Annotated in this window: 19 protein-coding genes and 1 pseudogene; 14 read left to right on the forward strand and 6 right to left on the reverse strand. The window is 64.9% G+C overall.

Going from position 1 to position 21,958, the window contains the following annotated elements; genetic code table 11:
• The first annotated feature begins 159 nt into the window (after nucleotides 1–159).
• From lepB to parC, 7 genes are all read left to right on the forward strand, one after another.
• Nucleotides 160–924 (forward strand): signal peptidase I, encoded by a 765-nt coding sequence (lepB, locus tag P6U29_RS19230; RefSeq protein ID WP_407118988.1) that lies wholly within the window; start codon nucleotides 160–162, stop codon nucleotides 922–924.
• On the forward strand, nucleotides 921–1,772 hold the full coding sequence (gene rnc, locus P6U29_RS19235; protein WP_407118989.1) for a ribonuclease III: 852 nt from the start codon (nucleotides 921–923) through the stop codon (nucleotides 1,770–1,772). Before lepB ends, rnc begins: the two co-directional genes overlap by 4 nt.
• Complete coding sequence (era, locus tag P6U29_RS19240) at nucleotides 1,762–2,688, forward strand: GTPase Era (RefSeq protein ID WP_407118990.1); 927 nt, start codon at nucleotides 1,762–1,764, stop codon at nucleotides 2,686–2,688. The genes rnc and era overlap by 11 nt, the downstream gene beginning before the upstream one ends.
• A gap of 22 nt (nucleotides 2,689–2,710) precedes the next feature.
• Complete coding sequence (locus P6U29_RS19245) at nucleotides 2,711–3,091, forward strand: hypothetical protein (RefSeq protein WP_407118991.1); 381 nt, start codon at nucleotides 2,711–2,713, stop codon at nucleotides 3,089–3,091.
• Nucleotides 3,092–3,272: 181 nt separating this feature from the next.
• Complete coding sequence (gene recO / locus P6U29_RS19250) at nucleotides 3,273–4,025, forward strand: DNA repair protein RecO (protein ID WP_407118992.1); 753 nt, start codon at nucleotides 3,273–3,275, stop codon at nucleotides 4,023–4,025.
• A gap of 101 nt (nucleotides 4,026–4,126) precedes the next feature.
• Nucleotides 4,127–4,402, forward strand: coding sequence for a hypothetical protein (locus P6U29_RS19255; RefSeq protein ID WP_407118993.1), 276 nt, complete (start codon nucleotides 4,127–4,129; stop codon nucleotides 4,400–4,402).
• A gap of 60 nt (nucleotides 4,403–4,462) precedes the next feature.
• Nucleotides 4,463–6,721 carry a DNA topoisomerase IV subunit A gene (gene parC / locus P6U29_RS19260; RefSeq protein WP_407118994.1) on the forward strand — a complete coding sequence of 753 codons (2,259 nt, stop codon included), beginning with the start codon at nucleotides 4,463–4,465 and terminating at the stop codon, nucleotides 6,719–6,721.
• A 40-nt stretch (nucleotides 6,722–6,761) separates the two neighbouring features.
• Here parC and P6U29_RS19265 read toward each other — a convergent pair.
• Nucleotides 6,762–7,938, reverse strand: a pseudogene (locus P6U29_RS19265) (IS481 family transposase).
• A gap of 404 nt (nucleotides 7,939–8,342) precedes the next feature.
• On the opposite strand from P6U29_RS19265, the gene P6U29_RS19270 reads away from it, so the two are divergent.
• From P6U29_RS19270 to P6U29_RS19280, 3 genes are all read left to right on the forward strand, one after another.
• The gene (locus P6U29_RS19270) at nucleotides 8,343–9,893 is read left to right on the forward strand and encodes an ABC transporter substrate-binding protein (RefSeq protein WP_407118995.1); all 1,551 of its coding nucleotides are present in this window, start codon (nucleotides 8,343–8,345) and stop codon (nucleotides 9,891–9,893) included.
• A gap of 4 nt (nucleotides 9,894–9,897) precedes the next feature.
• Nucleotides 9,898–11,442 carry a GMC family oxidoreductase gene (locus P6U29_RS19275; RefSeq protein WP_407118996.1) on the forward strand — a complete coding sequence of 515 codons (1,545 nt, stop codon included), beginning with the start codon at nucleotides 9,898–9,900 and terminating at the stop codon, nucleotides 11,440–11,442.
• Nucleotides 11,443–11,559: 117 nt separating this feature from the next.
• On the forward strand, nucleotides 11,560–12,531 hold the full coding sequence (locus P6U29_RS19280) for an ABC transporter substrate-binding protein (RefSeq protein ID WP_407118997.1): 972 nt from the start codon (nucleotides 11,560–11,562) through the stop codon (nucleotides 12,529–12,531).
• Nucleotides 12,532–12,624: 93 nt separating this feature from the next.
• Here P6U29_RS19280 and chrA read toward each other — a convergent pair whose 3' ends face one another.
• A complete protein-coding gene (chrA, locus tag P6U29_RS19285; protein WP_407118998.1) occupies nucleotides 12,625–14,010 on the reverse strand; it encodes a chromate efflux transporter in 1,386 nt (461 codons plus the stop codon).
• On the reverse strand, nucleotides 14,010–14,828 hold the full coding sequence (locus tag P6U29_RS19290; RefSeq protein ID WP_407118999.1) for a chromate resistance protein ChrB domain-containing protein: 819 nt from the start codon (nucleotides 14,826–14,828) through the stop codon (nucleotides 14,010–14,012). The genes chrA and P6U29_RS19290 overlap by 1 nt, the downstream gene beginning before the upstream one ends.
• Before the next feature lie 196 nt (nucleotides 14,829–15,024).
• Here P6U29_RS19290 and dmeF point away from each other — a divergent pair, with 196 nt between their 5' ends.
• The 3 genes from dmeF (at nucleotide 15,025) to P6U29_RS19305 (ending at nucleotide 17,865) form a co-directional block, all read left to right on the forward strand.
• Nucleotides 15,025–16,002: a CDF family Co(II)/Ni(II) efflux transporter DmeF gene (gene dmeF, locus P6U29_RS19295; RefSeq protein WP_407119000.1), complete on the forward strand. Its 978-nt coding sequence runs from the start codon at nucleotides 15,025–15,027 to the stop codon at nucleotides 16,000–16,002.
• 73 nt (nucleotides 16,003–16,075) lie between these two features.
• Nucleotides 16,076–16,906, forward strand: coding sequence for an N-acyl homoserine lactonase family protein (locus P6U29_RS19300; RefSeq protein ID WP_407119001.1), 831 nt, complete (start codon nucleotides 16,076–16,078; stop codon nucleotides 16,904–16,906).
• Nucleotides 16,907–16,986: 80 nt separating this feature from the next.
• The gene (locus P6U29_RS19305) at nucleotides 16,987–17,865 is read left to right on the forward strand and encodes a DMT family transporter (RefSeq protein WP_407119002.1); all 879 of its coding nucleotides are present in this window, start codon (nucleotides 16,987–16,989) and stop codon (nucleotides 17,863–17,865) included.
• Here P6U29_RS19305 and P6U29_RS19310 read toward each other — a convergent pair.
• Both P6U29_RS19310 and P6U29_RS19315 read right to left on the reverse strand, forming a co-directional pair.
• Nucleotides 17,862–18,053, reverse strand: a complete 192-nt coding sequence (locus tag P6U29_RS19310) for a hypothetical protein (protein ID WP_407119003.1) — start codon at nucleotides 18,051–18,053, stop codon at nucleotides 17,862–17,864. The two genes, P6U29_RS19305 and P6U29_RS19310, sit on opposite strands and share 4 nt — an antisense overlap.
• Nucleotides 18,054–18,084: 31 nt before the next feature.
• A complete protein-coding gene (locus tag P6U29_RS19315; protein WP_407119361.1) occupies nucleotides 18,085–19,242 on the reverse strand; it encodes an MFS transporter in 1,158 nt (385 codons plus the stop codon).
• Nucleotides 19,243–19,416: 174 nt separating this feature from the next.
• On the opposite strand from P6U29_RS19315, the gene P6U29_RS19320 reads away from it, so the two are divergent.
• The gene (locus tag P6U29_RS19320; RefSeq protein WP_407119004.1) at nucleotides 19,417–20,676 is read left to right on the forward strand and encodes an adenylate/guanylate cyclase domain-containing protein; all 1,260 of its coding nucleotides are present in this window, start codon (nucleotides 19,417–19,419) and stop codon (nucleotides 20,674–20,676) included.
• Here the strand turns inward: P6U29_RS19320 and P6U29_RS19325 are convergent.
• A complete protein-coding gene (locus P6U29_RS19325) occupies nucleotides 20,673–21,926 on the reverse strand; it encodes an MFS transporter (protein WP_407119005.1) in 1,254 nt (417 codons plus the stop codon). The two genes, P6U29_RS19320 and P6U29_RS19325, sit on opposite strands and share 4 nt — an antisense overlap.
• Nucleotides 21,927–21,958: the final 32 nt, after the last annotated feature.

The raw sequence follows: 21,958 nt of genomic DNA on the forward strand, positions 1-21,958 counted from the left end.
TCTAAAAGTCCGCCAACGCAAATCAGCTTGGGCGAATTCGGCTTTACGCCGGAATTGGCCCTCACTATCAGAATCAGGACAATCTCCATGGGCCGCGAAGCAATGGGCTGTTCGCGCCAGGAGGGCGCTCTGTGACCGCCGGCCGGAATTGAGAGAGCAATGAGCGTGACTTCAGGAACGAAATCTGAGAGCGGCGTCGGTGAAACGATCCGGGTCGTCATTCATGCTCTCCTGATCGCGCTGGTGATCCGCACTTTCCTGTTTCAGCCCTTCAACATCCCGTCCGGCTCGATGAAGGCGACGTTGCTGGTCGGCGACTACCTGTTCGTCTCGAAATATTCCTACGGCTACAGCCACTATTCGATTCCGCTCTCGCCGCCGCTGTTCTCGGGACGAATCTGGGGCTCGGATCCGAACCGCGGCGACATCGTCGTGTTTCGCCTGCCGAAGGACGATTCCACCGACTACATCAAGCGCGTGATCGGACTTCCCGGCGACCGCATCCAGATGCGTGACGGTCTGCTCTATATCAACGACACGCCCGTCGAACGGCAGCGCATGAGCGAATATGTCGGCGAGGACCCCTGCGGCTCGGAAGGCGGCGGCATCTCCCGGGTGAAGCGCTGGAAGGAGACGCTGCCGAACGGCGTGTCCTACGAGACGCTGGACTGCGCCGACAACGGCTACATGGATAACACCAACGTCTACACGGTGCCGCCCGGCCACTTCTTCATGATGGGCGACAACCGTGACAACTCCACCGACAGCCGCTTCCTCGGCCAGGTCGGCTACGTGCCAAAGGAGAATTTGATCGGCCGCGCCCAGATGATCTTCTTCTCCATCGCTGAAGGCGAGCATGCCTGGATGTTCTGGCGCTGGCCGTGGGCGGTGCGCTGGAATCGGTTCTTCAAAATCGTTCGATGAAAGACGAAGCCAAGGACATCGCGACCCAACCAATCGAGGCGCAAGCGGGCCCCGAAGGGGAAGCTGCGGCCAAGACGCCTGCAAACAAGACGCCTGCAAACAAGGCAGCTGCGAAGAAGAAGCGGGTGCGGAGCAGCAAGGTCAAGGGCACGGATGCGAATGCAGCGCTCGAGGCGCGCATCGGCCACAGCTTCACGGATCCGAACCTCTTGATGCAGGCGATCACGCATGTCTCGGCGCTGAAGTCCGGGCGCAAGCGCGGCGACAGCTATCAGCGGCTGGAATTCCTCGGCGACCACGTGCTCGGGCTCGTCGTCTCCGACATGCTCTATCACGCCTTTCCGAACGCCGATGAAGGCGAGCTGTCCAAGCGTCTTGCCGAGCTCGTGCGCAAGGAAAGCTGCGCCGACGTCGCCAAGTCGCTCGGTCTGCTCGACGACATCAAGCTGGGCTCGGTCGGCCCCAGCGCCGACGCGCGCCTGCGCAAGTCGGTGCTCGGCGACATCTGCGAGGCCGTGATCGGTGCCATCTACCTCGACGGCGGCCATGCGGCAGCAGCGGAGTTCGTCAAACGCAACTGGACCGAGCGCATGCACAAGCCGCGCCGTCCCTTGCGCGATCCCAAGACGGTGCTGCAGGAATGGGCGCAGGGCAAGGGGCTGCCGACCCCTGTTTACCGCGAGGTTGAGCGCACCGGCCCGCATCACGATCCGCAGTTCCGTGTCGCGGTCGATCTGCCGGGGCTGGCGCCGGCCGAAGGAATCGGCGGCAGCAAGCGCGCGGCGGAGAAGGTGGCAGCTTCAGTGATGATCGAACGCGAAGGCGTTGGCGGCGGCAATGACGGCTGAAGCAAGCGGCGAGGCGCCCACTGCTACGCGCTGCGGCTTCGTCGCGCTGATCGGCGCACCAAACGTCGGCAAGTCCACGCTGGTCAACGCGCTGGTCGGCGCCAAGGTCACGATCGTCTCGCGCAAGGTGCAGACCACGCGCGCGCTGATCCGCGGCATCGTCATCGAGAACAACGCGCAAATCATCCTGGTCGACACGCCCGGTATCTTCCTGCCCAAGCGTCGGCTCGACCGCGCCATGGTCTCGACCGCCTGGAGCGGGGCGCATGACGCCGATCTCGTCTGCGTGCTGCTGGATGCCAAGACCGGCATCGACGAGGAGGCCGAGGCGATCCTCGCCAAGGCGGCCAGCGTCAATCACGAGAAGATCCTGGTGATCAACAAGATCGATCTCGTCCAGCGCGAGAAGCTGCTGGCGCTGGCCCAGGCCGCCAACGAGCGCATGAAGTTCGCGCGGACGTTCATGATCTCGGCGATCTCAGGTGACGGCGTCGACGACATCCGCAAGACGCTCGCGGACATGGTGCCGCCGGGGCCGTTCCTCTATCCCGAGGACCAGATGTCGGACGCGCCGATGCGGCAGCTCGCGGCCGAGATCACGCGCGAGAAGATCTATCAGAAGCTGCATCAGGAATTGCCCTACCAGTCCACGGTCGAAACCGACAAGTGGGAGGAGCGCAAGGACAAGTCGGTGCGGATCGAGCAGACGATCTTCGTCGAGCGCGAAAGCCAGCGCAAGATCGTGCTCGGCAAGGGCGGCGCCACCATCAAGTCGATCGGCGCAGATTCTCGGAAAGAGCTGATGCAGATCCTGGACGTGCCGGTGCATCTGTTCCTGTTCGTCAAGGTGCGCGAGAACTGGGGCGACGATCCCGACCGCTATCGCGAGATGGGCCTGGACTTCCCCAAGGAATAACCCAAGACAAGACAGGTCACCGATGAGCGTGCCCAGCAACGTCCGGCGCTTCGAAGCGCTGCTCTATGCATCATTGATGCTGGATGCCCTCTCGGTCGCCGTGCAGGACCGCACGCCCAATGCCGAGGTGACCGAGCAGATGATCATGACGGCGACGCTGCTCGCCGGCGGCATGATCCTGCTGCTGGTCTATTTCGTTTGGCTCGCTGCGCGATGGCGCAAGAACTGGCCGCGCTGGGTGCTGGCGGCGGCCCTCGTGCTGTCGGTGATCTCGCTCGGCCAGATCATCGGCGAGAAGGGCATGGAACTCGACAGCGCCATCGAGATCGTCTCCTGCGCGCTGACGACGATGGGCCTGTATTTCTCCTTCACCGGTGACGCGCAAGGCTGGTTCAACGCATGAAGCCCCGTGTCCCGGACAAGATACAGCGCGCGAGCGCTGTATCGCAGGGCCGAGACCCAGAAGGGGACTCGGTACGGTACAGAGAGATGGGCCCCGGCTCGGCAACGCATCGCTTGCGCGCCGCGTTTTGGCCGGGGCAGGAGTAAGTGCGAGCGGCACCGGAATCCTGTAATATTCCCCCATGGAATGGACCGACGAAGGCATCGTGCTGGGGGTGCGGCGGCATGGCGAGTCTAGTGCCATCGTCGAGCTGTTGACGCGCGCGCACGGCCGGCATCTGGGCCTTGTGCGCGGAGGGGCCAGCTCGCGGATGCGGCCGCTGCTGCAACCCGGCAACAGCGTCAGTGCGGTGTGGCGGGCACGGCTCGACGAGCATCTCGGGACCTATGCGATCGAGGGATTGAAGCTGCGCGCGGCGACGCTGCTGGCATCGTCCCACGGCGTCTATGGCGTCACCCATCTCGCCTCGATCGCGCGGCTCTTGCCGGAGCGCGATCCGCACGAAGACATCTTTGCGCTGCTCGAACATTCGCTGGATGATTTCGACGATATTGGCAGCGCCGCCGTGCACCTGATCCATTTCGAGCTGGCGATGCTCGCCGAGCTGGGTTTCGGACTGGCGCTGGACAATTGCGCGGTGACCGGCGAGACCTCGGACCTGATCTATGTCTCGCCGAAATCCGGCGGCGCGGTGTCGCGCAGCGCGGGCGAGCCGTGGCGCGATCGGCTGTTGCGCCTGCCGCCATTCCTGCGCCAAGGCGAGACCGCGAGCGATCTCACCGAGCAGGATCTCCAGGACGGCTTCCGGCTGACCGGCCTGTTCCTGCTGCGCCACGTGCTGGAGCCGCGCGGGCAGGGCCATTCCGATGCGCGGGCCGGCTTCATCAATGCCTTGATGCGGCAGCAGACGAAAGCGGCGATCCCCGCGCCTTGAGCCAATCGGGCCTCTGCATTGCTTTTTCGCATGGAGTTCCGCGGAACCAAAATCGCGCCGGTCGAGTTCCCGTTCAGGTTCCACATTGGGGGACAGCCTAAATGTTGATCAGGGGATTCGCCTTTTCCGCGGCGCTGCTTGCGTTTGCGCCCGATGCAACGGCCGGCGAGCCGCAACCTGGCGTGTTTCGCCGCGCGTCCTGCACGCTCGTCCGGTACTATGTGGCGAAATATTCCGCTGCCGCTGCAGAGACATGGGCGCGGTCCCATGGTGCGACTGAGGCCGAGATCGAGGCGGCCCGCCGCTGCTTGACCAATGCGCCGGCGCCGGGTCAAGCCAAGACCCAGACATTCACGGCCGGCTTTGCAGGCCAGTAGGCCCCCACGGGGAACCATTCGATCCTTGCCCGATTCGCTTCCACGGTTTAACCGGGCGGCATGGGAAAACGAATCGTTCCGCCGGAAGAACCGGCCGAAATCCACGAGGTGCCGCTGCGCGAGGCGCTGGAAGAGCGCTATCTCGCCTATGCGCTCTCTACGATCATGCACCGCGCGCTGCCGGATGCACGCGATGGCCTGAAGCCGGTGCACCGGCGCATCCTCTACGGCATGCGCCTGCTCCGGCTCGACCCCGGCACGGGTTTCAAGAAATCCGCCAAGATCGTCGGCGACGTGATGGGCTCGTTCCATCCGCACGGCGACCAGGCGATCTACGACGCCATGGTCCGTCTCGCGCAGGATTTCTCCTCGCGCTATCCGCTGGTCGACGGCCAGGGCAATTTCGGCAATATCGACGGCGATAATCCCGCCGCCTACCGCTACACCGAAGCGCGCATGACCGACGTCGCGCGGCTTCTGCTCGAGGGCATCGACGAGGACGGCGTCGAATTCCGCGCCAATTACGACGGCCAATCGAAGGAGCCGGTCGTGCTGCCCGGCGGCTTTCCGAACCTGCTCGCCAACGGCGCGCAGGGCATCGCGGTCGGTATGGCGACCTCGATCCCCCCGCACAATGCCGCCGAGCTGTGCGATGCCGCGCTGCATCTGATCGAGAAGCCCGACGCGAAATCCAAGTCGCTGCTGAGGTGGGTCAAGGGTCCGGACTTCCCGACCGGCGGCATCATCGTCGACTCCAAGCAGGCCATTGCGGAGGCCTACACCACCGGCCGCGGCTCGTTCCGCGTCCGCGCCAAGTGGGAGCAGGAGGAGGGCGCGCGCGGCACCTGGGTCGTCGTCGTCACCGAGATTCCGTATCTGGTGCAGAAGTCGCGGATGGTCGAGAAGATCGCCGAGCTGCTCGACCAGAAAAAGCTGCCATTGGTGGGCGAGGTCCGCGACGAATCCGCCGAGGACGTCCGTCTCGTCATCGAGCCGAAGTCGAAGAACGTCGATCCGGCCCTCATGATGGAATCGCTGTTCCGGCTGACCGAGCTCGAAAGCAAGATTCCGCTGAACCTCAACGTCCTGGTCAAGGGCCGCATCCCCAAGGTGGTCGGCTTGGCCGAAGCCTTGCGCGAATGGCTCGACCATCTGCGTGACGTGCTGATCCGGCGCAGCAACTACCGCAAGGCTCAGATCGAGCACCGACTGGAAGTGCTCGGCGGCTTCCTGATCGCCTATCTGAACATCGACAAGGTGATCAAGATCATCCGTACCGAGGATGAGCCGAAGCCCGAGCTGATGAAGGCGTTCAAGCTCACCGAGGTGCAGGCCGAAGCCATCCTCAACATGCGCCTTCGCTCCTTGCGCAAGCTCGAGGAGATGGAGATCCGCACCGAGGACAAGAACCTCCGCGCCGAGCTCAAGGGCATCAATGCGGTGCTCGCCTCCGAAGCCGAGCAGTGGAAGAAGGTCGGCGAGCAGGTCGGCAAGGTCCGCGACATGTTCGGACCGAAGACGCCGCTCGGCAAGCGCCGCACCACCTTCGCGGATGCGCCCGAGCACGATCTCGCCGCGATCGAGGAAGCTTTCGTCGAACGCGAGCCGGTGACCGTCGTCGTGTCCGACAAGGGCTGGATCCGCACCATGAAGGGGCATGTCGAGGATCTCTCGGGCCTTGCCTTCAAGCAGGACGACAAGCTCGGCTTCGCCTTCTTCGCCGAGACGACCTCGAAGCTGCTGCTGTTCGCCACCAACGGCAAGTTCTACTCGCTCGATGTCGCAAAGCTGCCGGGCGGCCGCGGTCATGGCGAGCCGATCCGCCTGTTCATCGACCTCGAGCAGGAAGCGGCGCCGGTGGCGCTGTTCGTTCATAAGGGCGGACGCAAATTCCTGGTCGCCAGCCACGAGGGCCAGGGCTTTATCGTCAACGAGGACGATTGCGTCGGCACCACCAAGAAGGGCAAGCAGGTCCTCAACGTCGACATGCCGAACGAGGCGCGTGCGATCACCGAGGTAACAGGCGACACCGTCGCGGTCATTGGCGAGAACCGCAAGATGCTGATCTTCCCGCTCGACCAAGTGCCCGAAATGGCCCGCGGCCGCGGCGTGCGGCTGCAGAAGTACAAGGATGGCGGTCTCTCCGACGTTGCCGTATTCGACGCCAAGGCGGGCTTGACCTGGAAGGACTCCGCAGGACGCGAGTTCTCGGCGACCATGAAGGAGCTCGCGGAGTGGCAAGGCACGCGCGCCGATGCGGGCCGCCTGCCGCCGAAGGGTTTTCCGAAATCGAACAAGTTCGGCAAGGTGATCGGGTAGGGGCGACTCTCACCAACGGTGTCATGCCCCGGCTTGATGTTTAGTCCGGAGACATAGCTGACACCCGTTCGGACACATCACTGACAAGGTTGGCCATTGGTCAAGTCGATCGATGCAACCTGCCAGCTGGCGAAGAAGATTCCGTAGTGGCCGTCGCGGTTCAGGGGCCGAATAGCAAGGCGTTCACGGGCGAAGGCCTGGGGAACCTTCCAGAAGCGTCCCTTGAAGGAGATATAGGGTCTTGTCGATGAGACCCTTCGCACGATCTCGCCACTGTCGTATTCGACGTTCGGAACGCGAGCCGGCATGGCCCGAGCACTCGGCCGGAAGCGATCGGCGGGGACATGCATATCGAGGCCCTCGTGCGGACGCTCCAGATTGTAGATGGGCCGCCAGGCGTCGAGCGCACGCTGGACGTCCGCAAGGGTGCGGAAGCGGCGCATGGCGAAGACCTCGGCCTTCAGGGTGCGATGGAAGCGTTCGTTCTTGCCGCGGGCCTGTGGGTGACATGGCCTGGCGTGCACCACCCGGACGCCAAGCTTGAGCAGCCACACCTTCAGCCCGGTCCAACGAACGCCGGACGTGTCGCCCCAAGGTGAGCCGTTGTCGGTGTAGAAGGCTTCCGGCAAGCCATAGCAGCGGAACGTCGCCGTCAGGTGATCCTGCACGGTAAGACGCTGCTCGTCGGCGCACGCCTTCAGGCACAGAACATAGCGCGAGTGATCGTCGACGATCGTTAGCGGATGGCACCGCGTTCCGTTGGCGAGCGGCAGGTGCCCCTTGAAGTCCATCTGCCACAGCAGGTTGGGCGCGTCCTTCTCGAAGCGGTGCCCCGGATTTGGCGGTGCATTCTCGCTCGGTTTGATCCGGTCGTTCCGACACAGGATCCGGTGGACCGTGGATGGCACGGGCACAACCTGCCCACTGCGCTTGAGGCAATGGGCGATCTTGCGTGCGCCCCAGGCGGGATGCTTGTCACGCACGCCGAGAACCTGCGTCTCGATCGAAGCCTCACTCCGCTTGGGCATCCGCTTCGGACGACGAGACTGATCGGCCAACTCCCGATCGCCGGCCTGCCAGCGCCTCAACCATTTGTAGCCAACATCAGGACTGATGGCGAACCGGCGGCAAAGCTCCCGCCGGTTCGCCCCTTCCTGCATCGCAAGCCGAACGAACTCGCGTCGCTGATCCATGACTGACACCTCATTCCACGGCATGGACGGCCTCCCGAATCGGACCAATCCAGCCATTCTTGATGTGTCAGCTATGTCTCCGAACACCCGTCAGTGATCTGTCCGGGCTAAACACTTGACCGGGGCATCCAGTACGCCGCGGCTTCTCCGTATACGTCGCTGTCTCTGGAATACTGGGTCGCCCGGTCCGCACATTGAGCCGGGCGACGACAGCGAGAGTGTGGCGCGCACCTGTCTCCACATCGTCATTGCGAGCGCATGGATTGCTTCGCTACGCTCGCAATGACGAGAGGCGGCAGCGATGCTCTCCAACTGACATTGAGTACCCCGCAAACGCGTAGCAGATAGTCCCGAGTGCATACGTGCGGGCACGAACATTGCTTTTCCTGGTGACTGCAAACGGCTGGTGAAAAGGCAAACACATCCCAATGTTCAAACTGAAGGCTTTCATTGCTGCGCTGTTCGGCCTCGCGCTGGTGGCTGCGCCCGCACATGCGGCGGGCAATCTGGTCGCGGTGCTCGAGGCGGAAATCGTCACACTCGATCCGCATTTCTCCACGGCCTATATTTCGCGCACGTTCGGCTACATGGTGTTCGACACGCTGTTTGCGAAGGATTCCAAGGGCGACATCAAACCGCAGATGGTGCAGGACTGGAAAGTCTCGCCCGATGGCTTGACCTACACGTTCACGCTGCGCGACGGTTTGAAATGGCATGACGGCCAGCCGGTCACATCAGTCGATTGCGTGGCCTCGCTACGTCGCTGGGGCACCCGCAGCGCACTCGGCCGCCGCATTTCCGCGATCACGGCCTCGCTCGAGCCGACCGATGCGAAAACCTTCGTGCTGACCCTGAAGGAGCCGTCCGGGCTCGTTATCGACGCGCTCGGCAATCCCGTCAGCCCGGTCGCCTTCATGATGCCCGAGCGCATCGCGAAAACGCCTGGCGACCAGCGGATCGCCGAGATCATCGGCTCCGGTCCGTTCGTCTACAGCAAGGCCGAGCACCGCACCGGCGACCGCATGATCCTGAAGAAATTCGCCGACTATGTGCCGCGTCCCGAACCCGCCGACTTCCTCGCCGGTGGCAAGCGCGTCAACATCGATACGCTGGAGATCCGCGTCATTCCCGATGGCGCGACGGCGGCCTCCGCGCTGCAGGCCGGCGAAATCGAGTTCATGCAATACGCGCCGTTCGATCTGTTGCCGCAGCTGGAGAAGAACTCGCGCGTCAAACTCGTCAACTTCACCGGCGGCAACATGTTCGCGGGCGCCTATCGCCTCAATGCCGCATCGAAACCGTTCGACGATCCCGAGATTCGTCGCGTGCTGTGGAAGCTGGTGGACCAGCGCGAAGTACTGGATGCACTCGGCTTGGACGCCAAATACGCCAGCCCGTGCGCGACGTTCTTCACCTGCGGTACCACCTATGAAAACAAGGCCGGCACGGAAGCGGCGGCAAAGCCCTCGATCGAAGCGGCGAAGGCTGCGCTGAAGGCAACCAAATACGCCGGCGAGCCTGTGATCGTCCTGGAGGCCAACGATCTCGAAGCCCCGCGCGTCTCGGCGCAGGTGCTGGCCGAGAGGTTGAAGGCTGCCGGGTTCAACGTCGATCTGCAGGTGATGGACTGGGCAAGCGTGCTGGCGCGCCGTGCCAAGAAGGAGGGCTGGAGCGTCTATGGCGTTCACGCCGGCGGCTTTGATCTGGGCTCGCCGCTGACCAACGTCATGGTCGCCTTCAACTGCGCCGATTTCACCGGCTGGCAGTGCGATGCGCGCATCACCCCTCTGATGGAAGCCTTCGCCAAGGCGCCGGCCGAGGCGGACCGCAAGAAGATCGCGGGCGAGATCCAGGCCGTCATGTACGATCAGGCGCCCGCAATTCCGTGGGGCCAGTTCGCTCAGCCGGCCGCCTATCGCGCGACTTTGCGCGGTCTGATACCGTCCGCCATCCCGGTGTTCTGGAACATTGAGAAATAACGCGATGTACGTTGTCATTGTTGTCGGCGGCGGCTCCGCCGGCGCAGCTGTTGCGGCGCGGCTGTCCGAGGATCCGGCACGGCGCGTCCTGCTGCTCGAAGCGGGCCTCGACTGGCGCGCTGCTGAAGCGCCCTGGGAGGTGCGGACGCCGAACCCGATCCCGATCATTCACAGGCGCGAATACCAGGAGAAATGGCAATGGCCCGATCTCTTGACGCGCCGCGTGGCGGGGCAGGAGCCGCGCTTTTATTGGCGCGGCAAGGGGCTGGGCGGCTCGTCGATGATGAACGGCCAGATAGCGATCCGCGGCGTTGCGGATGCTTTCGACGAATGGGCGGCCAATGGCTGCACCGGCTGGTCGGCCAGGGAGGTGATGCCGCTGTTCTCGGTGATCGAGGACGATCTGGAGTTTGGCGATGTTGATGGCCACGGACGCGGCGGGCCGTTGCCTGTTTATCGCGCGCCGCCGGAGACATGGGGCCCAATCGATCGCGGCCTGCGCGATGCTGCGCTGGCGAGCGGTTACTCCTGGTGCGCGGACCTCAACGGTCCTGATGGCGAGGGCGTTGCCTGCTATCCCATCAACAGCCGTGACAGTCGCCGCATCACCACCAATGAAGGCTATCTCGAGCCCGCGCGCGGTCGCGCCAATCTGGAGATCCGCGGGCATGCGCTGGTCGATCGCGTGCTGATCAGCGACGGACGGGCGACCGGCGTCCGCGTCCATATCGAGGGGCAGGGCACCCACGAGATCAGCGCACGCCAGATCGTGCTGTGCGCCGGCGCCATCCACAGTCCGGCGATCCTGCTGCGCTCGGGCATCGGCCCGGCCGAGGAGCTCAAGGCGATAGGGATTAAGGTCGAGCGCGATCTGCCGGTCGGCCGCTATTTCTTCGATCACCCGCTGTTTCGCGCCACGATCCAGCTGCGGGAGGAGCTTCGTTCCACCGATCCCGATACGCGCCACACCAATTGCTGCGTGACCTATTCTTCGGGCCTCGCCAATGGCGGCAAGCGCGACATGATCCTGATCGCGTTCAATCACCGTGGCATCGGTAATCCCGGGGCGATCGGCGCAGGCCTGTTCAACGCGTATTCGCGTGGGACGCTCAAGCTGGCCTCGACCGATCCTGCGATTGATCCGATCGTCGAGGAGAATATGCTGGCCGATCCGCGCGACATGCTGCGCATGATGGATGCGGTGAAGCGGCTCGCCGTGATCACCTCGCAGCCGGCGCTATCAGGCATCGCCGACTGGATCCGGCTCGCCGACACCGACCTGACGCTGCCGCAGGCGGCAGCGCTGCCCAATCACGAGCTCGATGCGCTGCTGCGGCGAGAGACCGGCGATATCCAGCACGCCGCCGGCAGTTGCCGGATGAGCGGCCTTGACGACTCCGATGGTGTAGTCAACCCGGATGGCACCGTGAAAGGCATCACCGGCCTGCGCGTCGCCGACGCCTCGATCATGCCGTCCGATTGCCGCGCCAACACCCATTTCACCACGGTGGTGATCGGGGAAGCGATCGCGCGGATGATGATGCGGTAGCGCGACACCATGGTGTCATTCCCCTTGCCCATTCTCACTGGCCGTCTCATCGCAAAGTGCTAGGTTGGACATCGACCGGCGTTTCCTCCGCGGTGCTCAATGAGACGACGCGAGTTCATGGGGCTGATCGGCGGCGCGGCAGCGGCGTGGCCGCTCGGCGCGGGTGCGCAGCAACCGGCAAAATGGGTCTACAGGGTAGGTTATCTCGCGAGCGCGTCGCGGGAGCAAACACTTCGTAATGTTGGAGCCTTCGAAGCCGGCCTGCGGAGCCTTGGCTATCGGGTCGGCGAGAATGTTGTCATCGAGTACCGTTTTGCCGACGGAGACACGGAGCGGCTGGCGGCGCTTGCCACAGAGGTGGTGGGGCTCGGCGTGGACGTCATCGTCTCCGGAACCAATGCGACCACCGTTGCTGCCATGAAGGCGACCCGGACGATCCCGATCGTGATGGCCAACAGTGCCGAGCCGGTCAGTGCAGGATTCGTCGCCAGTCTGGCGCGCCCGGGTGGCAATGTCACGGGCTTCAGCTCGGAGCCCGGCGACGAAATCAACGGCAAGCGGCTGGAATTTCTGAAGGACGCTCTGCCCAACCTCTCGCGTGTCGGCATCCTGTGGAATCCGGACTTTGCGCCCAATCAGGACCGGCTGAGGTCGCTGCGGGAAGCTGCCAAGACGCTGGGGTTGACGCTTGTCCCAGCCGAGGCGCGCGGCCCGGACATACTTGAACAAGCGTTCGCGGCGATGGTGAGTGAGCGCGCGCAGGTGCTCCTCGTGCTGAGCGATGGCGTGCTGTTCAACCATCGCGGCCTGATTGGCGTCATGGCCGTCAGAAATCGGCTGCCTGCAATCTCTGCGGTGAGAGAGTACGCGGAAGCGGGCTTCCTCTTGAGCTACGGAACTGACTTGCCAGATCAGTTTCGACGTTCTGCGACCCTTATCGACAAAATTTTCAAGGGTACGAAACCTGGCGATCTGCCGGTCGAACGGCCGACCAAGTATGAACTTGTTATAAACCTCCAGACCGCCAAGGCACTCGGTATCGACATGCCACCGACCCTGCTGACGCGGGCCGATGTAGTGATCGAGTAGGCACTCTGACGTCGCTTGTTGGGTCCATCAGCGAAGTGGCCGCCCGCATAAACGCCGCTGAGCGAGACGGCCAGCCGCATAATGGTACATGCCTCAGATCACCCCCGCCAGCCTTAGCGCTACGCCCGCTGCGCAGCTACCCGCAAGCACCGTGAGCATCCCCAGCTTGAACCGGAAGATCGCGGTCGCCGCCGCAATCGACAGCACGAGCGCGGGAATATCAACGCTCCTCAGCACCGGCATGTCGAAGTTCAGCGGAAACGCCTGCACCGGCACGGTCTCGCGGAACAGCGTGTGCAGGGCGAACCAGATCGAGAGGTTGAGGATCACGCCGACGACGGCGGCGGTGATCGCACTGAGCGCGCCGGCAAGGCCGGTGTTGCCGCGCAGGCGCTCGATGTAGGGAGCGCCGACGAAGATCCAGAGGAAGCAGGGTGTGAAGGTGACCCAGGTTGCGAGCAGGCCGCCGAAGGTTGCCGCGACCATCGGCGACAGGCCGCCAGGATCGCGATAGGCGGCCATGAAGCCCACGAACTGCAGCACCATGATGAGCGGGCCCGGCGTGGTCTCGGCCATGCCGAGGCCGTCGAGCATCTCCTGCGGTTTCAGCCAGTGATAGTGCTCGACCGCCTGCTGGGCGACGTAGGCCAGCACCGCATATGCGCCGCCGAAGGTGACGAGCGACATTTTGGAGAAGAACAGCGCGATCTGGCTGAACACATTGGCTTGGCCCAAGGCCACCAGCAGGGCGATCACCGGTACCAGCCAGAGCGCCAGCCACAGCGCGCCGACGCGGATGGTGCGCGCGGTGTTGGGGCGGACGTGATCGGGCACCGCCTCGCCGAGCATACTGTCGATCGCGGCACCGCTGCCGCCATGGCCGTGACCGGCCGGCGCGAACTCCGGACGGCGGCTCCGCGCGCCGGCATAGCCGATGAGGCCGGCGGCGATGATGATGATCGGGAAGGGAACGGCAAAAAAGAAGATCGCGATGAAGGCCGCGGCCGCGAGCGCGATCATGATGCGGTTCTTCAGCGCGCGCTTGCCGACGCGCACAACGGCTTCGACGACGACGGCGAGCACGGCGGCCTTGAGTCCGAAGAACAGCGCCTCCACGAAGCTGACATTGCCGAAGGCGGCGTAGATGTAACTCAGACCCATGATGGCGATGATGCCGGGCAGGATGAACAGTCCGCCCGCCATCAGCCCGCCTGCGGTGCGATGCATCAGCCAGCCGACATAGGTCGCGAGCTGCTGCGCCTCAGGCCCCGGTAGCAGCATGCAGTAATTCAGCGCATGCAGGAAACGCCCCTCGGAGATCCATTTCTTCTCCTCGACGAGGATGCGGTGCATCACTGCGATCTGGCCCGCGGGCCCGCCAAAACTGAGGCAGGCGACGCGGAGCCAGACGCGAAAGGCCTCATTGAAGCTGACGCCGTGACCGGCGTCAGCTCCTGATTGAACGTTACGCGTGTCCATTACGCCTTCACCTTGTTGGTCGGCCAGTTGTGAGTCTCGGTGGTCGCGTCGCGGCACCAGCGGTAGAAGGCATCGTAGAGCAACATGCCGGCCCCGAGCTGTTCGAGGTCGTCGTCATACATGCGCGAGAGCCCGAGCGAGGCCGCGAGCAGGCCGGGCGCCTCCGGCGCGAGCTCGGGCCGCGCGGTGTCGGCACCGCGCACCAGTGTCGCGAGGCGGAGCAGGGGCGGCGTGGCGATCCCGAACTCCTCGATCATCACGTCGAAGGTGCAGAGCGCGCCGCGGTGGCTCCAGAACACGTTCTCGATGTCGAAGGGGGCCGCATTGAACCGCTCCCCGACCCCGATCACCTCGGACGGCGCCACATACAGGAACACCGCGTTGGGATCGACGAAGCGGCGGATCAGCCACGGGCAGGCGATGCGATCGACCTTCGGCCGCGCCCGCGTGACCCAGACGGTGCGCCCCCTGGCATCGCGCGGCGGCAGCTTGCGGGTGTCGAGCAGCGGCAGCTTGGCCGCCTTCCAGCCCTCGAAGCCGCCCTCCAGCGTCTCGGCCTGCACGCCGAGCTGACGGAGCCAGGCCGCCGTGCCCTGCGCGAGCTTCTCGCCGCGGAAGCAGGAGACGACGGCGCGGCGACCGGCGAATGTGCCGCCCCAGTCCGTCACATTGTCGTGGCTGAGCTTGATGGAGCCGGGGATCAGCCGCCGGTCGGCGGCAAAATCCTCCTCGGTGCGCACGTCGATCAGGACAGGCGCGTTCGCCGTGCCGATCAGCCGTGCCATTTTGTCAGATGAGATGGTCGTGAATGTAGACATGATGCGTCCTCGCAAGAAACGAACGGGACGCGATGCTTGGGCCTGTCGCCTCGTGGGGAGATCGCTCAAATCCCCATGAGGCAGATTACAGCGAAACTAAGAAGCACTGTCAATCCGCGGGACGATTGGGCCTTAGAAAATCGGTTCCCGCCGTCTATATTGCACGCCGACAGACATGAATCTTCGGGAGAATTCGATGCATTCCCATTCCATCGAACAATGGACCCATGACCACGCCTTCCTGGGCGAGAAGCACGACGAGAACGAGCGGCGCACCTGGTTCGTGGTCGTGCTGACGCTAGTCATGATGGTCGGCGAGATCGTTGCCGGCTCGCTGTTCGGCTCGATGGCGCTTCTAGCCGATGGCTGGCACATGGGCACGCATGCGGCGGCGCTCGGCATTGCCGCCTTCGCCTACCGCTTCGCGCGGCGGCATCTGGGCAATGCGCATTTCACCTTCGGCACCGGGAAGTTCGGGGATCTGGCCGCCTTCGCCAGCGCAATCATCCTGGGACTGATCGCGGTCGAGATCGCCTATGAGAGCGTGCTGCGGCTGATCACGCCGGTGCCGATCGTCTACGGCGAAGCCATGGCCGTGGCTGCCCTCGGCTTGTGCGTCAATCTCGCCAGTGTGTGGCTGCTGCGCGATAGCCACGATCATCACCATCACGGTCATGAGCATGGCCACAGCCATGCGCATGATGACCACGACGATCATGACCACGACCATGATCATCATGGCCATCATCACCACGACAATAACCTTCGCGCGGCCTATGTCCACGTCATGACCGATGCCGCGACCTCGGTGCTGGCGATCGCAGCGCTCGCCGTCGCCATGTATTCGGGCTGGGTCTGGGCCGATCCGGCCGTGGGCCTGATCGGCAGCGCCGTGATCGCGAGCTGGGCGTTCGGCCTGATCAAGTCATCGGGTGCGGTGCTGCTCGACGTGCGCGCCGACGAGAAGCTGGAGCGGGTGATCCGGGCCCGCATGGAGGTCGGCGAAGATCGCGTGACTGACCTGCATCTCTGGCAGGTCGGCCCCGGCCATTGTGCCGTGCTGGTGTCGGTGGTGTCGGACAAGCCGAAGCAGCCGGCCGTCTACAAGCGGCGGCTCGCAGGGCTGAAGGGCTTGAGCCACGTCACAGTCGAGGTCGAGACCTGTACGCATTGATGGGGCCGGAATTCTGCTGCGCGGCCGGGGGTGATCCTTGGTTCTCAGTCTGCATGGCTGTACGGGAGGAACAATGATGCACAGGACCACGTTCGCTGTCGCCATCGCTGCACTCGCTCTTTCCAGCCTCGGGGCGCTGGCGCAATCGGAAAAGGCCGGCGTTGAAAAGCTCTATGTGCTGAATTGCGGAGAGGGCACCGCCGGCGACATCTCGCGGTGGACGCCGGGCCTGAACGAAGGCAAGACGATGGATTTCGTCGACACCTGCTATCTGATCAAGCACGCCAAGGGCTGGTTCCTGTGGGACACCGGCATTGCCGATTCCGTTGCCGCGATGCCGAACGGTCTCGCGCCCGCCGATCCCAAAGCCGTGACCTGGCGTCGGCCGAAGACGTTGCAAGCGCAGCTCGAGCAGCTTGGCCTCAAGCCCGATGACATCAAGGCGATGGCCGTCTCGCATACCCATCCGGACCATACCGGCAATGTCGAGCTGTTCCCGCAGTCCATGCTCTACGTGCAGAAGGCCGAATACGACTGGCCCGGCGCCAACAACGCGCCGCGCTTCAAGCCGTCGCATCCGGTCGAGTTGCTCACGGGCGACAAGGATGTCTTCGGCGACGGCAGCGTGACCATCCTTTCGACGCCGGGTCACACGCCAGGTCACCAGTCGCTGCTGGTGAAGCTGCCGAAAACCGGCGCGGTTCTGCTGTCGGGCGATGCCGTGCACTTCAAAGACAATTGGGACAACCGCCGCGTGCCCAGCGTGAACGTCGACAAGGACCAGAGCGCGGCCTCGATGCAGAAGATCGCCGACACGCTCGCCAAGGAGAAGGCGCAGCTCTGGATCAACCACGACAAGGCTCAGCGTGATAGCCAGAAGATGGCGCCGGAGTTTTACGACTGAGGCGCACGACGCGGCTGCTGCCATGACGCTGGCAGCAGGTGCGTGCTAGGACCTGCGAAACTCCGCAACAGGAGCTGATCGTGGGCGAGTGGGCCGGGGTTGCGATCGCGCTGGCGTCGAGCAGCTTCGGCGGGACTGCTGCGGCCATCACTCGCTATCTCGTCGGCGGCGCCGATCCCGTCCTGCTCGCGATCCTGCGTTGGGGGATCGGCTTTCTATGCTTGTTGCCTTGCGCGCTTCTGCTCGGCGTGCGCTGGCCGCAGCGGCCCGACTGGCCAGCGGTGATTCTGCTTGGCATCTGCTTCTTCGGTCTGTTCTTCATCCTTTACAACATCGCGGTCTCCTACACGACCGCCGCGCGCGCCAGCCTTGCGCTGGCGACGTTGCCGCTCCACACCATGGTGGTCGGCGCGCTGCTCGGCGTGGAGCGCCTGTCGGCGCGCAAGATCACGGGTGTCAGTATCGCCGTACTTGGCGTGACGGCGGCGCTGGCCGCGGGCCTCGCGCAGAGCCCGCGAGGGGCCTGGCGCGGTGAGCTGATCATGACCGGCGCCGTGTTCTGCATGGCGTTCTACAACGTGCTGTCGCGTCCACTGATGCAGCGCTCCAGCGCGCTCGGTTTTCTCACCGTTGGCATGGGCGCGGGCACCGTCGTGCTGGTGCTGGCGGGTCTGCTAAAGGGCAGCTTTGCGGCGCTCGGGCACTTCACGGCCGCACAGTGGATTGCCGGCGTCTATCTGGGCATTGGCGGCGGCGCGCTCGCCTTCATCCTCTGGGTCATGGCGCTGGCACGGGCGACGCCGACACGCGTCGCCAATGCGATGACGGTCAATCCGATCGCAGCCGCTCTGTTGGCGGCGCTGCTGATCGGCGAGCCGATTACGGGAAATCTTCTGGCCGGGCTGGTCGCGGTGTTCGCCGGTATCTGGATTGCGACCAGCGAGGCGAAGGCGGTTTAGTTCCGCGGCGCGGTCACCGTCGGCGGATTCGCGTCCGGCGTCTTCTTCGGCTTCAGCGTGCCGGCATAGAACGAGAGTAGCCAGACCAAGAGGACGGCGAGGAGATAGACGCCCCAGGCCTGCGGCGGCGTGGTCGCCCAGCGCAGGAGACCTTTGAATGTGCGGGGCGGGCCGGCGTCGTTGCTCATGGCTCGCTTGTGCGCGAAAGCTCTGGCGCCGTCAATCAGGCCGCGACACGGGGCGGATCAGGAACAGCGCCACAAGCGCCGAGAGGCTGAGCGCAGACGAGACGATCAGCACCTTGGCGCCCATGAGGTCGATGAGCAGACCGAAGGCGAGTGGCGCCACCGCCTGCGCCATCCGCGCCGGGGCGCCGATGATGCCGAGGCGGTAGCCGAAATCCTTCGGGCCGAAGATCGACAGCGGCAGCGTGCCGCGCGCGATCGTCAAGATGCCGTTGCCGGAGCCGTGGAACAACGCGAACGCGCTCGCTGCAGCACCGCCGAAGATCGCGACGATCACGGCTCCGACCGGATGGGTGAGGCTGGCGAGCCGTGTCGACCACAGCGGATGGAAACGGCTGAGGAAGCCGGCTTCGAGCATGCGTGCACCGACCTGCGCCGGGCCGATCAGCGCGCCGGCCGCAATGGCCTCGGCCGGCGTTGCGCCCGTCGTCTCCAGGATGCGCGGGAAATGCGCGGCCATGGCGCCGGTGACGGTCCACACCGCGGCGAAAATGAAGGCCAGTAGCAGCATGGTGCGGTCGAGCGGCAAATGCGGCTTCTCGGCCGTGGCCGCCGCTTGCTTGGCGCCCTTGATCGCCGGCAGCATGAAGAAGTTGAGCGGCAGGCCGATCAGGATGTTGGCGGCGGCCCAGGCAAAACAGGTGTCGCGCCAGCCGATATGGGCGATGCTCCAGGCGGTGAGCGGCCAGCCGACAGTGGAGGCGAAGCCCGCCATCAGCGTGATGCCGGTAATCGGCCTGCGCGCCTCGGTGCCGTAGATGCGCCCCAAAGCGGCGAAGGCGGCGTCGTAGAGACCCATCGCCATGCCGATGCCGAGCACGAGCCAGGCGATCGCCATCACCGCGATCGATTGCGAGAACCCGAGGAGCACGAGGCCGGCGGCAATGGTCAGGTTCGAGGCCGACAGCACCTGACGGCCGCCGACGAGATCGATCTGGCGTCCGATGCGCGGGCCGAGCATCGCCGAGATCACCAGCGAAGCGGAGAATGCGCCAAAAATCCAGTTGGAGGAGACGCCGAGGTCGTGCGCCATGGGATCGGCGAGCAGCGCCGGCAAATAGTAGCTCGAGGCCCAGGCCAGAGTTTGCGTGGTGCCGAGCGCCAGGATGATCGGAAGCTGGCGCTGGGTCATCCGCGCGTGCCTCCGATTCTGGCCGACGAAGTTTTCATCGCGGGCATTTGCCGCCCGTGCGGCAAGTGCGTCAACCGCGCCCGCGACATATTCGATCTGCAAGAGGCGGGAGCCTGGCGCGCAGGCCGGCTCCTCGTGCCTTTCGCCCGTCACGAATGCACGCCATAATGACGCATGCAAGTCACTTCGCGTCTCTCACTCATGAACTGGGTCACCAGCCAGGGGCTTACCGGCCTGTCTGAGCCCGAACTGCTGCGCGGCTTCTGCGAGCGCTGCTGCGCAGAAGGGCTCGACCTGTCGCGCGGGCTGGTCTTCATCGACACGTTGCACCCGATCTATGAGGGCCGCGGCTTTCGCTGGACCGACCGGTCGAGCAACGAGAGCGACATGTTCGAATACGGTTCGACGGCTGAGGGGGATCCGAACAAGAACTGGCGCCGGTCGGTGTTCTATCATTTGCTCGAGCATGGCGAGGACGAGATGGTGATCGATCTCGCCGACGCAGCCACGCTCGATTTCTCGCAGATCGGCGATCTCGCCGAGAAGGGCCATCGGCATTTCCTTGCTTTCGTCCATCGCTTCGGCGAAACCGGCGCGCTGGGGCAGATGGACTGTCTCTACTCCTACTGGACGACCCGGCGCGAGGACGGCTTCACGCAATCGGAGCTGGAAGCGCTGCGCGATCTCGTGCCGGTGCTGGGGCTCGCGATCAAGTCGGCGCAGCAGGTCGACATCGCGCGCACGCTCGGCCGCGTCTATCTCGGCCGCGACGCCTCCGAGCAGGTCTTGCGCGGGCGCATCTCGCGTGGGGTGACTGAGCGCATCAACGCCGTGCTGTGGTATTCGGACCTGCGCGGCTCGACCGGGATCAGCGAGAGCATCGGTCCCGACGAGATCATCCCGTTCCTCAACGACTATGCGCAGGCCGTGATCGATCCGATCCACGAAGCCGGCGGCGACGTGCTGAAGCTGATCGGCGACGGCGTGCTCGCGATGTTCTGGGGCGAGGACATGGCGGATGCGCGACGGGCCGCATTACGGGCCGAGCATCTCTTCCGCAAGAACGTCGCCGCGCTGAACAAGCGGCGGGCGGCGGAGGGCCGTCCGACCACGTCAGCCTATATCGGGCTACATGTCGGCGAGGTCTTTTACGGCAATATCGGCAGCCAGGACCGGCTTGATTTCACGGTGGTCGGGCCGACCGTCAACGAGGTCAGCCGCATCGCCTCGATGAGCCGCTCGATCGACCGCGAGCTGCTGGCCTCATCCGAATTCTATAAGGGCCTCGATGCCGTCGGCCGCCGCTACCTCGTCTCCACCGGCCGCTATGCGCTGCGCGGCATCGGCCGCGCGCAGGATCTCTATACGCTGGATCCGGAGGTCGACGCGAGCGAGCCGGTGGCGGGGAGCTACGAGCGCTACCTGGCGGGTTAGGCCGGCTGCTCCAGCGTCGCCGCCTCGTCCCCCACCATGTCCGGCTGCCGATCCAGCGCCACTGCCGGTGACAACAGGATCACCAGCGCCTGCATGCCGAAGACGGCGGCGGCGAGATAGAGGCATGCTTCCGCGCTCCAGAGGCCGCCGACGATCGCCCCTAATGCCGAGCCGAGCGGGCGGGCGCCGCAGCTCATGATGTTGATGGCCGAGACGCGGCCCAGAAGACGCGGCGGCGTCACGGACTGGCGCAGGGTCGTGGTCGAGATCACCCAGAGGATCGGACCGGCGCCGAGCAGGAAGAAGCTCAAGGCTGCGAGCCAGGGCGAGGGGAGCAGCACCGTCAGCGCCATCACCAATGCGGCGACGAAGCCGGTGACGGGGCCGAGTCCGACCACGAGGCCGAACGCGATGCGCTTCATCACGCGCGTGGCGATCAGCGCGCCAATCACCATGCCGACACCGTACATCGTCAGCACCGTACCGACACCGGCGGCCGTCAGGCCAAGATGACGCACGGCGTAGGGCACGAACACCGCAATCTGCAGGAACCAGCCGGTATTGAAGATGAACTGGGTGATGAACACCGGCCGCAGCAGCGGATGGTGAAATACGAAGGCCGCGCCTTCGCGGATCTCCTGAAAGGGATGACGGCGCGACGCCGGGGCGCGCGTGGGCTCGTAGATGCCGGAGAGCAGCACCACCGCGATGGCCGAGAGCGCCGCGGCAAAGCCGAACGCCGGGCTCGCGCCCCACCATCCCACCAGCGCACCGCCGAGTGCAGGGCCGCTGGCGAAGGCGATGGTGCGCGCGAGTTCGATCCGCGCATTCGCCGCCGGCAACAAATCGAAGCTCACCAGCGAGGGCACCAGCGCCGGCGCCGCCACGCTGTAGACGACGGTGCCGCACACGGCCGCAAAGCCGAGCAGCGCCAGCAGCGGCAAGTTGAGGGCGCCCGGCACCAGCAGCAGCACGATGGCCGCGAGCGCAGCCGCCCGCAGCGCCTCCGCGCCCGCCATCAGCCAGCGGCGGGAGATGCGGTCGGCGAGCACGCCGGCGGGAATGGCGAACAGGACGAAGGGCAGGGTGAGCGCGGTCTGGAGCAGGCCGGTCTGACCTTCGGCAACGCCCAGCGTCAGCACGGCGACGATGGGCGCTGCGGCGAGCGCGATCTGCTCGGCCGACTGCGCCGCGAGATTCGACCAGGCGAGGCGGTTGAAGGTGTCGGGGAGGCGAGGGGGCGTTGACATCGGTCATGTCCTGCAAAGTCGAGTTGCTGCCA

This window comes from Bradyrhizobium sp. LMG 9283 (assembly GCF_045571415.1).
Classification (GTDB): Bacteria; Pseudomonadota; Alphaproteobacteria; order Rhizobiales; family Xanthobacteraceae; genus Bradyrhizobium.